Source organism: bacterium, from assembly GCA_020444325.1.
Lineage (GTDB): Bacteria > Bacteroidota > Ignavibacteria > SZUA-365 > SZUA-365 > BM516.
Genome location: JAHLLD010000004.1, coordinates 208,580 through 221,691, shown reverse-complemented (window position 1 = coordinate 221,691; position 13,112 = coordinate 208,580). Strand labels below are relative to the sequence as shown.

The window sequence follows — 13,112 nt, the reverse complement described above, 5'->3', positions numbered from 1 at the left end:
TAAAATCGCATCGAACGTCGGACAACAACACAAGTAGCTGAATGAGGCTATGAAGCCCCGCAAAACAAAGCCCCTCAGATGAGGGGCTTTTCTGTTACATCACCTTCGCAGCAGTAGATGCGAGTGCGAGCGGCCGTCGTTGGTGCGTATCGAGAGGAGAAAATTTCCAAACCCGATATCACCCAGAGGAAGCGAGATACTGTGCTGTGAATCGATGCTCCACCATGAGAGCAAACGGCCTGACAGGGAATGCACGTACACCGCCGTTATGCGATGCCTGCCAGCTGCGGAAATGGATACGGTTTCATTCGCGGGGTTGGGGTATATCGTTATGTCCCCAGGCATCTGCATCGCTGCAATATCACTGGTGGAGGCGGTTTTGAATGTTGATACCGCGCTGAAGGGACCGACGGTACCCCCATACAGAAAATCATTCCTGGCGCGGACGCGCCAGTGAATCTCCTCCCCGTTGTTCAAATCCGACAGGGTAATCGTGGTGGAATGCACGGTATCGCGGCGGGCATCGGCGAAGGCACTGTCCGTCGCATGCTCGCAGATATAGGAGAATGCGTGGGGCACTGATGTCCATCGAAGGGTGATGTCCCCATTATCGACAACAGCATCGTCCGGGGGAAAAAGTGGACGAGGCGCTTCCAATGTATGCGGGATGTGTTCATAAGGAGCTCCCTGCAGCTGCGACTCTTTTATGACGTCCAGCAGATTGAGTGCAAACGACTCGAGTCCGACGAAAGTGTTCGAAGTGATCACGACACCATTGAGCGTTTCCGGATCGTAAAGCCAGATGGTGGAGGTGCGCTGCTGTCCGCCGAGATGATAAACGTATGTTCTTCCGTTGTGCAATCCGACCATGATGCCGAGTCCGAACCCGTGTCCCCCTGAGTGGTCGATGGACATCCACTTCTGTGTCGCAGAGTCTGCAAGCAATCTGTACCGGGCAAGGCCCTGTATCAGAAGCGTGAGGTCCACCGCCGTGCAGACCAGTCCGCCTCCCGGCACCTTGAAGAGAATGCCGATGTCTTCCGGCGTCTCAACAATGACCCCACCCTCGCTGTGGTATCCCTTCGTCTCTTCGGGATAAGGACGCAGTCGCTGGTACTCCGCCTGAACGTAGGGAAGGTCAAGGACGGTGTTGATGCGCGCACGCAGCTGCTTTTCAAATGGCTGTTCCCCTGCCCGTTCGATCACCGCTCCCAGGAGATTGTAGCCGAAGGTGGTGTAGGAAAACGCCGTCCCGGGTGTAAACAACAGGGATCCGTTTTTGAAAACGTCGAGCGCGGCGATGGGGTCATAGAAAAGGTGATCGCGTTCGTAATTCACCGCGGAAGCGGTGTCGTATTCTTCATAGTGGCGGATGCCACTGCGGTGGCAAAGCAGGCGGTAGGGAGTGATCGTTCCCTGCGGTTTCTCCGGGTACTCCGGCACGTAGGCGCGCACGTCCTCCTGCAGATCGAGCCTGCCCTGCTCCCAGAGCTGCATGGCGAGGATGGCTGTGAAAGTCTTGGCGATACTGCCCGTGCGGTAGATGGTATGTTCCGTCGCAGGAATGCCGTTCTCGCGGTCCCGCAGTCCATAACCCTTCAGCCAGGCGATCTCCCCTCCGCGCATCAGGCCAACCGAGCATCCCACGATTCCCTTGCCCCGCATGCCGGCCTCCACCCAGGCATCCACATTCGCTGCAGATGACGGATCGAGCCGGCTGAACTGCGCCGATGCCGGCGGTATGACACAGCACATCACGATGCACAGGAGGACAAGCCGCCGAAGTGCAATGGAGCGAAGGTTTGAATTGGATTTCATGCTGAGATGCTCCTTCCAGACAGGTACAGTCGTTGAGGATTCAATACCACATGCGTGTGATCCCGGCCATATGGCGGGCATCGGCAAGCTGCCCACGATGCATGAGCCAGTGATCTGCAGCATACTGGAAGCACAGCCGCCAGGTACCGAACAACTCTTCAGCACCAGGTGGACAGGCAGCACTCACCGTATCCAAATTTTCTTCGGCAAGCGAGGCAAGCAGGGAATTCGTCGCAGCTCGGGCAGCTCTGCACTGATGAAGGACTGTTTCGAAAACCGGGAAATCATCGCTGGATTGTGAAATGCTGCTGCCATCAAAGATCGTTTCCCATGCCGTCAGCGGATTCGCTTCACCCAGCATATACGTGCGGATCACAAGTGTTTCAATGAAGGCGAGGTGGCCGAGTATCCACAGTGTGTGACAACCGCCTGTTTGGGTTGACGGAACCATTCCGTGTGCTCGCATGTCATCGATACGTGCAAGCGTAATCCTTTCGCTTCTCAGCAGATTATCACGTATGAGGTCAATCGATTCCAAGGTTTGACTCCTTCTGATGTTCATATCGAAAATACAGGTTTTCAAGACCCGACAAACACGAGAATTTAAATCCACCATGGGTTTCCTCTAGAGTACCTGTACCCGATGTATCCGGAAATGTCGTGAGATTCTCTCATGTCAGGATCGATGCCGTAAGAAAGCTCGTAACAAATTGTCGACAGCAGCGGCGGCCAATTGCCCGTTACCATTGAGACAGCTTGTTTCGTTTCCTGTCTCTTATTCATGGTGCGCAATAATATCAATCGTTGCACGCCGTGCAGGATCTCGCCGATCTCCGGGCCATGCTGTCTCCGTCCGATGCCAGTAGGTGAGGCTTGAACAACGATTCGGAAGCAAGCTGCGAGATGGGCCCGGTCGTGGTTGACACTGCGGCGCGGACATGGTATGTTGGGGGGAAGTTCCATACCCATCCATCCGTAATTCTGGTAGCACGCGATGAAGCTTTTCCTTCAGCGAATGGTGCTGTTCCTCCTCGCAGCCATGCCGTGCGTAGCGCAGGTTCCGGCGGACATGCTTGATACGGCACGTGCAGCCTATCAGAGCGGACATCCCGCGGAAGCATCGCGCCTGCTATCAGAAGTGCTTCAGGAGCTTCTAACCGATTCCCCGGAGGCGGACTCCCTGCGCGCCGTCACGCTGCAGCTGCGCGGCTGGTGTGCGGAGGATATGGGGCGACGAGACGAGGCTCTTGCAGATTATAAGCGTTGTATCAATTTGCGGACCAGGTTGTTTCCCGCCGGCCATCCGGAACGCGGCGGCGTATTGATGGACGAGGGGAATCTGCTTTATACCATGGGACGCTACGTGGAGGCGGAATCACTTATCCCGCAGCTGCTCCATGAACTTCGCGTGAGTGAAGGCGAGGGGGGAGAGAATACGCTTACATGGCTCGGAAACCTGGGGATGCTGCAGTATAAAAACGGTAAATACGGGGAAGCTGAAATCACCCTGCTGGAGGTCATGCGCCGCAGCGGTCCCCTGTTCGGCACGACGGAACCACCGTATATCCTGGCCCTGAACAATCTCGCCGGTCTGTACATGAGCATGGGGCGCTACGAGGAGGCGGAAGGCCGCTATCTGGAGGCTCTCCGTGCCGACAGTGTCACGGCGACCAGCGACTCCAGTCGTAATATTGTTCTCGTGAACAATCTTGCCCACCTGTACAAGAAAACTGGTCGCTGGAAAGATGCGGAGCGCTATTATATGCATGCGCTGGATCTTCATCGAATACAGGGAACGGACAGCTCGAAGAGCGCAGCAACGGTAATGAACAACCTCGCCATGCTGTATATGGAAGCCGGGCGCTACCGTGACGCGGAGCCTCTGTTCACCAGAGGCCGCGACATTGATCAGGCATTGCTTGGACCAAGGCATCCCTCCTACGCGAATGATCTGAATAATCTCGGTTCGTGGAATTGGCGCATGGGAAACACGACCGAGGCGGAGCGCCTGTATATTGAGGCAATGAACATTCGGAGAGAGATCCTCGGCGATAAGAACCCGGATTTCGTGACCTATCTCGGCAACCTCGCGATGCTGTACACGGCCCTGAATCGCCTCGAGGACGCAGAACCGCTGCATCTCCGCATGGTCCGCACTCTGCTGGAGTTTCTTGAGATGAATTTTCCGGCGCTCAGCGAAAAGGAAAAGACGGACTACGCCGCGAGGCTCCGGCACAATCTGAACAGCTTCAACGCATTTGCAGTACGCCGGATCGCGACACGGCCCGGTATCGCAGCGGACATGTATGACCTGCAGCTGGCGATCAAGGGTATCCTTTTTCGAAACACACGGCGCGTGCGGGAACGCATTCTTGCTTCTTCCGATACAGCGCTGATTGCTTCGTTCCACCGCTGGGAGCAGATGAAGCTGCGGACCGTAGGACTGCTTCGCCTGCGACAGCGTGCGCGTGAACAGCTTGGCCTCGACATCGATTCCATTCTGCAGGCATGCAACAGGGCAGAACGGGCGCTCTGTCTGGCCTCGGAAGAATTCAAGGATGTCTACGGACAGGATCGACCGGACTGGACCCGGATTCGCGACCGTCTGCGCCCCGGAGAGGCAGCAATCGAGATTCTGCGTTATGAGGTGTATGATACGTCGTGGACGGAAGAGGTGGCATATGCTGCACTGATCTGTACTCCGGACTGCAGGGACGCTCCCAAGCTGGTGCATATCCCCGATGCAGAGAAGCTGGAGGATTATCTGCTCTCCTACTACCGGAGCTGCATGCGCAAGGACGAACGGGACGTCGTGTTATACCAGCGTTTCTGGGCACCCATGGACCAAGCATTGAAGGGAATTGACAGGGTCTATCTTTCAGGTGACGGCGTGTACAATCTCATCAATCCGTTGACGTTTCCCCATCCGGGAGGTGGCTTCCTTCTCGATTCACTCGACATCCGCCTCGTCACCTCTACCGCGGATATCGCATCGCAGCAGAGTAATAGAGGGAGCGAAAAAAACGCGTTGCTCCTCGGCTATCCCGCGTACGGGAATGGTGGCACGATTCCACCGCTGCCGGGAACGAAGGATGAGGTTCAAGCGATCACAATGCTGCTACGCGCGCATGGCTACCACTGTCGTGAACTGCTTGGACGCGATGCATCGGAAGACACGCTTCTGAAGACGGCTCACCCGGGCATCCTGCATCTTGCGACACACGGATATTTTATCGATGGCAACCTTCGCGGTTCCAATGTCGCCAGCATCATTCCCGGCGGCTATTCCGATGACGATGTGCAGCGCTTTCCCCTGCTGCGCAGCGGACTGTTGCTGGCGGGCGCCACCACGGCATCCACGCCGCAGCTTTCGGCATCCTCTGGCTCCGACGGGATCCTGACCGCATACGAGGCCATGCATCTGGATTTGCAGTCAACAAGACTTGTTGTGCTGTCGGCATGCAATACCGGACTCGGCACGGTGCGCATCGGAGAAGGTGTTTACGGCCTGCAGCGTGCCATGCTCGTTGCCGGAGCGCAGGCAGTGCTGATGAGCCTCTGGCCGGTCAGCGATGAGGCGACAACCGTGCTCATGACGGCGTTTTACGCACGGTATCTCGAATCCGGGGATGTGAACGCCGCGTACCGCTCGGCACAGCAGCAGATTCGGAAACGGTGGGATACGCCCAGCATCTGGGGCGCCTTCGTTCTCGTCCGATGAGTGCCTCGGTGCTATTATTCCTGGAACGACATACACAATTATTGGTGAGGAAAAGTATGATAGCTTCGAGAAAACTGGTATTCTCCGTCGGCTTTATGGGGTGGCTGCTCGCATCGGTCCTGGTTCATGCGCAGGGGGATTTGGCATCCTCGCACGACAGGTCGGAGGTTATCAGCTCCGCACGGGAAATCATGAACAACGCGCACTTCTGCACCCTCGTCACGCTTGACAGCGATGGCACACCACAAGCGCGCATGGTCGATCCCTTTCCACCAGATAGCAGCTTTGCCGTCTGGATCGGGACGAACGCGGTCACTCGTAAAGTCGAGCAGATACGGAAGGATCCACGGGTGACACTCTCCTATCTCGATTCCGAGAGCGGCGCCTATGTCACAGTACTGGGGCGGGCAACATTAGTCGATGCGGAGAAGCAGAAGGCAACGCACTGGAAAGAGTCATGGAGTTCGTTCTATTCGGATGATTACCGCGGAAGCGATTATCTGCTCATACGCATTGAACCTCGCCGCATTGAGGTCGTAAGCTGGGCGCATGGCCTGTTGAATGATTCGAAGACGTGGGCTCCTGTGGCCATCATCTTTCCTGAACGATGACCATGCTGGCGCACACTTCTGGTGCCGCCAGCCGTTCCAGTTGATGCAAATGCGTTCAAGATGCGCATCATCCCCCCGGCGGATCGGGGCATAAGCTACGAAATGAGGCTATGACCAGGCATGCCGGACTAAACGCCCTCCGCAGACTCGCCTCATGCCCCTCAATCAGTACGCTTCCCCTTCACGCACACACATGGGCATTGGTTCCCGCATCAATTGCCTGGCACTTCGACAAGGCCTCGCAACTTCCGGATAAACATATCGTATTCCCTTGAACACGGCTGCATCTTGCGGTCGTGGCTGTCGAAAGGACGATCCATTTGGCAGACATCTCGTGAAACGAATGAAAAGGAAACGTACGTGGTACGAAACGGAACGCACATGAGTAGGATAACCGCGACCAACCGAATGCTGATCAACCTGTCACTGCTCACCGCTGCAATGATTTTTGCTCTGGCTGGGTGCGACGGGTTACTTGATCCCGACGAGGCGGGCAATCTGGTGCCCAGGACTGTCAGCGAAGACCCCAGACTACCCCGAATACTCATCAATGGCACTTCGCTGCATGCCGAGGCCTTCGGCGACATCCACGATCCCATCCTGGTCTTTCTGCACGGGGGACCAGGCAGTGATTACCGCGCGTTCATCAGCCAGTTCGGGAATACCCCGGCCTCCCGCTATCCTGAGGAGCGAACGGTCACGGGCGGACTGAGCCAGCTTAAAGCTTCATTTTACTGCGTGTTTTTCGATCAGAGAGGTGGGGGACTCTCTCCCCGCTTCGACCAGGGGGAGGTCGACTTTGACTTGCTCGTGAGCGATCTCGATGCTGTGATCAGTCACTACATCGGCGAGAAGCTTGATGAGACCGGTGTCGAAGACTCGCAGGTCTACCTGATGGGCTGGTCCTACGGAGGTATGCTTGCCACCGGCTACATCAACAGTCACCCCGAACGCGTGAGAGATGTCGTCCTGTACGAACCGGCCCCACTCGCCAGCGATGTTTGGGATTATCTAAAGGAGAATTCCGAAAATCCGTTTACGCAAATCGGTGAAGATTGGATGGATGAGTACCTGCTCTCCCACGATCATATTACATCAGACGCACACGAACGTGCAGATTACCAGGCGCTGCTGGGTGCGAACAGAAGTCAGCCGGAGTTCCACGAACATCCCGATACTCCCATGTGGAGGACCGGGGCCGTGGTTGGTGGAGATAATGTAGACTTCATCGAATCGGATTCGTATGACATCACTTCCAACATAGACAATATGTTTCAAGGCAACATGCTGCTGATCGTGGGAGCGTTGACACTGAAAAGCTACCCGCAGTTCCCGGAGATGCAGCGATCATTCTACCCAAGGAGTGAGTTTGTAACGATAGCTGGTGTTGGCCATACCGGTGTCTGGGAGAAACCTGACGAAATTGCTGACGAGATTCGGAGCTTTTTCGCACGATGAAAATCATCCCCATCTCCAACGATAAATTCATAAAAGGATATAACTCAGGAATGAAATATTTTCTCATCGCGATCTTTATCGCAGGATCCGCGCAATACGCATCAGCTCAGACTATCCCCATTGATGCTTCCGAGAACAATCGCATCTACCTGCGCAGCGGTATTGAGCCAACAACAATGATCGCCTTCGGCTATCAACGGAATGTCCCAGCGGGCATCATCAATCGCACGGTCACGGCATATGCCGAATGGAATACTTCCATGGTCCGCTTCGGCGTGGACAATTCAGAACTGAGAATTGGAGGTATCGTTCCAATCTACGGCACAGGCGCACTCAAGGTTTTCAACGATCTGCATCTTTCCGCCGGGAGCCTGGAAACCCGTAACTTCGATTCAAAGAAATTCGCAGTAGGTGATGAACTCGCCGTCGGCTACTACCCTGGCGGCTGGTTCCTCGCTGCAACGGCAGAGTACGAAACGGTCTTTTTGAATAAGATCGAACACTCTGATTTCTACCGTACAACCTTCTATGCGGATGCCAGGGATGGGTGGTATTCCGGCGCCGGTGGCATGTTTCAATTCGGCTTTGAAACCGGCGTTCGTCTGTTCGATAACTACGACCTGCATCTGGAGGCCAAGCTTCCATTTACAGAGAAGTTCAAGGCATATGGCGGTTCACCCATGCATGTCAACCTTGGTTTGGGCTATCGCTTCTAGACTTCGGCGGATGCGGATACAGGGCACCGGGACTCAATCCCCTGCAAACCAGCCTGCTCAATCACATCTTCCACGGCCTCGGCCACTGGTGGAGTATAAACGCACTGGCGATTCTGTAGCGCCAGGTACCTTCCTGTCGATGAAGTACCCACATCATCGCTGGCTCAGTTTTCCGGAAGAAGGTTGCCGTTCTTCTCATTATTGTTTTTCACTACCGATGAAACGATAGATCAATGCGCCGAGCGCGCCACCGGCGATCGGAGCAATCCAGAAGAGCCATAGTTGTGCGATAGCCCAGCCCCCGGCAAATAGTGCAACTCCAGTACTGCGTGCAGGATTCACCGAAGTGTTCGTCACTGGGATGCTGATCAGATGGATGAGAGTTAGACACAGGCCAATGGCGATAGGGGCAAGCTGCTGTGGAGCCCTTTTATCGGTTGAACCGAGGATGACAAGGATAAACATCGCCGTCATAACGATTTCAGTGACTATCGCCGCAAACATGCTGTACCCACCGGGTGAATGCTCTCCAAAGCCGTTGGACGCAAATCCTGCTGATGCATCGAAGCCCGCCTGGCCGCTGGCGATCACGTAAAGCACAGCACCGGCGAAAATACCACCTAACACCTGCGCAGCGATATACGGCAACAATTCCCTCGCCGGGAAGCGCCCGCCTGCCCACAATCCCACCGACACGGCTGGATTGAGGTGGCAGCCAGAAATGTGACCAATCGCGAAGGCCATGGTAAGGACCGTCAGCCCGAATGCGAGTGCGACTCCAACAAACCCGATTCCGAGTTCCGGAAACGTAGCCGCCAGCACAGCACTGCCGCAACCGCCAAGAACTAACCAGAATGTCCCGAAAAATTCGGCTCCGTATTTTCTCATACTGTCCTCCAGGTGATTATTCCATTTGTTGTGCAGGATCGCGTCGACATTCAATCTATGCTCTGCACCAAACGTTTGCATTGTTGGCGATTATTATCCTAGGACTGGTCTACCGCAAACATGCTGTCGAGAACTCCTCAAACCGAGCACTCACGGGAATCGCAGGAGAGCGACGATATCCGGCGCTGTGCGGATGGAAGACGTATTCTGAACGATGATTCCCAAGAACGTATCAAATTGTCCGCGTGAAAGCAATTCCCGGTTCAAAAACGCATTGTGTTGTCTCTAATTTATCGCTCTGATTATACTGCATCCCATTCTGCAGAACACGGGATCCCGGTTGGGATCCCGTGAACCGGCTGTGTTCAATCAGAGCAAGTCCGAATAACCCAGCGTGAGGAAATAGACGGTACTCCTTAAGGTTGATTCACTGTCGCAGAAGTCGCGGCCGAGAAAAGACCCTGCTTGTAGTTATATCCACTCTTGGTGAGATCGGTTACACTCATGATGACGCTGGAGACATTCTTTCCGAGTCGGTCGGTGCTTACTGTGCATTCACCGCTGCTGTTCGTCTGAGCTGTTCCGCTGCCAGTTGCGCCCCCGCTCCAGGATACCGATACGGTGACTCCGTCAGCAGGTTGGTTGTTTTCATCGTACACGGTGACTGTCAGATGGCCGTACCAGCTATTCTTCCCCTGTGTCGTTGTGGATCCGGACACAGCAAAGACGTCAATCCCCGGTGGCGGCGCTGGCGTCGTCGCCGAAATAGTGTTGCTGTAGCCCGAGGCGCCCACCGAATTATATGCCCGCACACGGTACCAGTACTGTGTTTGAGGCGTGAGTCCGGAGTTCCCAAAATTGGTCCAGTTCGCATCTGCAGTCGCAATTTCCGTCCAGCTGGAGCCGCCGTTGAGGGATCGCTCTATCCTGAATCCGTCCTCATTATCTGAATTATCGTCCCACCAGATACTGATATAGTGAGGATTTACTACGACTGTATGGAGATTCGACGGCGCTGCAGGCGGAGACGTCTGTTGTGGATAGGCCACTGTAACGCTGTCCAGATCACTATAGTCGGAATAGCCGCCGCCATTATAGGCATGCACACGGTAATAGTAAAAAGTGCCCCCCACGAGTCCCGTGCTTGACCAGCTTGTCACATTTGCGCCCAGCGTTGTAATGTATCTCCATGGCTGGGAATGTCTCCGACGATGAACAATATATCCAACCTCATTCGTCGCATTGTCTGTCCAGGATAGATCCACCTGACCCGGTGTGGTACTCGTCGCACTCATGTTCGTCGGTGCGGACGGCGGGTTCAGGGTTGGAGCAATGAACCCGGTATAGAGAAGTAGATCCGGTGAACCGGCACCCTCGTCCTGCATGACGCCTTGCGTCGCACCGGCAATAATTGCGGCGCTGGTCTGGGCGGGCGTCGCGGAAGAATTGGCGCTCAGGTACAGTGCGGCAACACCGGCGACATGTGGGGAAGCCATGGATGTACCGCTCCAGTTTGCGTAAGAACTCGTCGACGCCGCCGTCGCTGAATAGATGTATTCACCCGGCGCGAAAATATCCACGCATGTGCCATAATTGGAACTGGGGGCCCGGTAATCACCTGACATCGACGACGCTACGGTGATGGCTGCCGCAGTGCTCCCGGGAGAATAGTTACATGCATCATTATTGTTGTTCCCGGCGGAAACACAGTATACGATTCCGGCGGCAATGGAATTCTCCACGGCGGAATTCACCGATTTTCTGTAGGCCCCTCCGAGTGACAGGTTAGCGACGGAGGGCCCGGAATGATTGTTTTTCACCCAGTCGATGCCGGCAAGTATCTGGCTCCATCGCCCGGAACCCGAGCAGTCTAGCACGCGAACCGCAACGAGGTTGACATTCTTGGCAACACCAGTCGTTGCTCCACCGACAATTCCCGCGACATGCGTTCCATGTCCGTTACAATATTCAGAGGCATCGTTGTCGCGATCAACGAAGTCATAGCCGGAAGACGCCCGGTTGCCGAATTCCTGATGGCCGAACAGGATACCCGAATCAATGATATACACGGTAACGCCGCTCCCATCATTCGGATAGATATAGAGGTCGTTATAGAGAATGCCGTACAGAGGGCCTGTCTGATCGATGCGATCGAGGCCCCAGCTCTGAAGATTATTCTGATAGCCGTTGATCGTGGCGATACCGTCAGGCTCGATGTAATCGACATTCGGATTATGCCGAATTCCTTCGAGTGCCTTCTCCGGGATCGTAGCGGCAAATCCCTTGATGGCGTAGCGATAGCGATGATGCACATTCACCCCATTGGCCTTTGCCAGTTGGTTGGTAATTGCTACCGGGTTTTCGACAACATTTTTGAATACGACGATGTATCGATCCGTCACGTCGATCTGACTCTCACCATTCAAAAGAGCAGTTTCAGAACTGATCCCCGGTGCTGATGGGGTTATCGGTTCTTCGGGATCATCGCTGCACGCTGCAAAGACGAGAAGAGTGATTAATACGCTGTACCTGAGAAATGTATGTTGACTGAGTCCTTTCGCTTTATGGGTTGGTGTTCTCGCCGGCTGTTTCATTGTATCCTCCGAGTAGTGAAGTGGGGTGAGCGTCGAATGACATTTTCGTGTACGCGCATGTTCAGTTCAGATGGAGAAGTCCGGTCACCGTTTCCGGCAAATCGTTCAGGTCGTCTTTCAGCACATACGCAAGACATCCGGATTCCCTCGCGTTGCGGCGGTATTCGCAGCTGTCACATTCCGTGACGATCACCACCTTCGATCCAGGATTCTCCTTCATAATCCTGCGTGTTGCTTCGATACCATCGAAGCCAGGCATCCTGATGTCCATGAGAATCAGATCCGGTTTGCACCATCTCGCGGATGCCACAGCCTCAGGACCGTCTGTCGCCTCGTACACGGTTGCAGAAATTTCGGTGAGTGCTTCGGCAATGAAGCTTCGCATCTCGGAATTATCGTCCGCGATCAGGATGTTCATCTGCGTGAGAACCATTGTTTGATTGTTTGACTGAAACATGATCAAGCGGATTCCCTGTCGCAATGCGTAGTCCTGCGCCTTCTTGGGCGTAGTTCTACTCTATTTTGGGAGTAGGTATACGCCATTCACACCGTACTCTGAAAAACGATGACGGGGGCTATGTCGTCGTTATCTCACGCTACGTCGTTTCCGACATGCAGAATTTTCTCCCTGTTTTCAAGTGCGTATCGGAGCAGCGAGTAACTGCCACGCAGGCCGAGCTTCTGCCCGATGTGCAAACGGTGTTTTTCTACAGTGCGGGGACTCATGTTGAGTTCTTCCGCTATCTGCCCGGAGGTCCTCGATTCCGCAATTCGAACGAGGATACTGAATTCAACGCTTGAGAGTTCACGAAACTCTTCGTCCACAGACCGCTGCCTCCGTACGAAATCCAGAGCCTGCGCGGTCAGTGCAGGACTGACAAAGCAGCGTCCATCCAGCACCGTCCTGATGGCTTTGAGAATATCGTCCTCGGCGCTGTCTTTCAGCAGATACCCCGCCACACCGAAATCCATCGCCCGGTTAAAGATGGAATCCTCATGGTGCATGGTGAGCACGAGTATCGCCACTGTGGAGTTCTCCTTGTGCAACTCCCTGGCAACCTCCAATCCATCAAGTTTCGGCATCTCGATATCCAGCAGGAGGACATCCGGTTTCCGGGATCGCACCTCGTGGAGGGCTTCCTCCCCGTCGCCCGCAGTTGCCGCAATGCGAAAATTCTGGTCCGATTCGATGATCTCGCGCAGCCCGGCGCGTAACGCGGGATGGTCGTCGGCTATGATGATGTTTATATGTTTATGCATGTTTCATCGATTGAAAGTGTTTATTATATGAAACGTTCTGTGACTG

General features: G+C 54.7%; 10 protein-coding genes. 4 read left to right on the top strand and 6 right to left on the bottom strand.

Translation table 11 applies throughout. The annotated features are described in order from the left end of the window. Positions 1-99 precede the first annotated feature (99 nt). Both KQI65_07690 and KQI65_07685 read right to left on the bottom strand, forming a co-directional pair. Complete coding sequence (locus KQI65_07690) at positions 100-1,818, bottom strand: serine hydrolase (GenBank protein MCB2204615.1); 1,719 nt, start codon at positions 1,816-1,818, stop codon at positions 100-102. Between the two features lie 40 nt (positions 1,819-1,858). Then, positions 1,859-2,434, bottom strand: a complete 576-nt coding sequence (locus tag KQI65_07685) for a DinB family protein (protein MCB2204614.1) — start codon at positions 2,432-2,434, stop codon at positions 1,859-1,861. A gap of 378 nt (positions 2,435-2,812) precedes the next feature. On the opposite strand from KQI65_07685, the gene KQI65_07680 reads away from it, so the two are divergent. From KQI65_07680 to KQI65_07665, 4 genes are all read left to right on the top strand, one after another. Continuing rightward, positions 2,813-5,539: a CHAT domain-containing protein gene (locus KQI65_07680; protein MCB2204613.1), complete on the top strand. Its 2,727-nt coding sequence runs from the start codon at positions 2,813-2,815 to the stop codon at positions 5,537-5,539. 56 nt (positions 5,540-5,595) lie between these two features. Beyond that, complete coding sequence (locus KQI65_07675) at positions 5,596-6,150, top strand: pyridoxamine 5'-phosphate oxidase family protein (protein ID MCB2204612.1); 555 nt, start codon at positions 5,596-5,598, stop codon at positions 6,148-6,150. A 381-nt stretch (positions 6,151-6,531) separates the two neighbouring features. Continuing rightward, the gene (locus KQI65_07670; protein MCB2204611.1) at positions 6,532-7,608 is read left to right on the top strand and encodes an alpha/beta hydrolase; all 1,077 of its coding nucleotides are present in this window, start codon (positions 6,532-6,534) and stop codon (positions 7,606-7,608) included. Next, complete coding sequence (locus KQI65_07665; protein ID MCB2204610.1) at positions 7,605-8,324, top strand: hypothetical protein; 720 nt, start codon at positions 7,605-7,607, stop codon at positions 8,322-8,324. Before KQI65_07670 ends, KQI65_07665 begins: the two co-directional genes overlap by 4 nt. 198 nt (positions 8,325-8,522) lie before the next feature. On the opposite strand, the gene aqpZ is transcribed toward KQI65_07665, so the two are convergent. The 4 genes from aqpZ to KQI65_07645 all read right to left on the bottom strand — a co-directional run bounded on the left by aqpZ (position 8,523) and on the right by KQI65_07645 (position 13,066). Next, entirely contained in the window at positions 8,523-9,212 is a 690-nt protein-coding gene (aqpZ, locus tag KQI65_07660) for an aquaporin Z (protein ID MCB2204609.1), read from the bottom strand. Between the two features lie 416 nt (positions 9,213-9,628). Then, positions 9,629-11,614: a S8 family serine peptidase gene (locus tag KQI65_07655; GenBank protein MCB2204608.1), complete on the bottom strand. Its 1,986-nt coding sequence runs from the start codon at positions 11,612-11,614 to the stop codon at positions 9,629-9,631. Between the two features lie 253 nt (positions 11,615-11,867). Beyond that, positions 11,868-12,224, bottom strand: a complete 357-nt coding sequence (locus KQI65_07650; GenBank protein MCB2204607.1) for a response regulator transcription factor — start codon at positions 12,222-12,224, stop codon at positions 11,868-11,870. A 173-nt stretch (positions 12,225-12,397) separates the two neighbouring features. After that, positions 12,398-13,066: a response regulator transcription factor gene (locus tag KQI65_07645; GenBank protein ID MCB2204606.1), complete on the bottom strand. Its 669-nt coding sequence runs from the start codon at positions 13,064-13,066 to the stop codon at positions 12,398-12,400. Between the last annotated feature and the right edge of the window lie 46 nt (positions 13,067-13,112).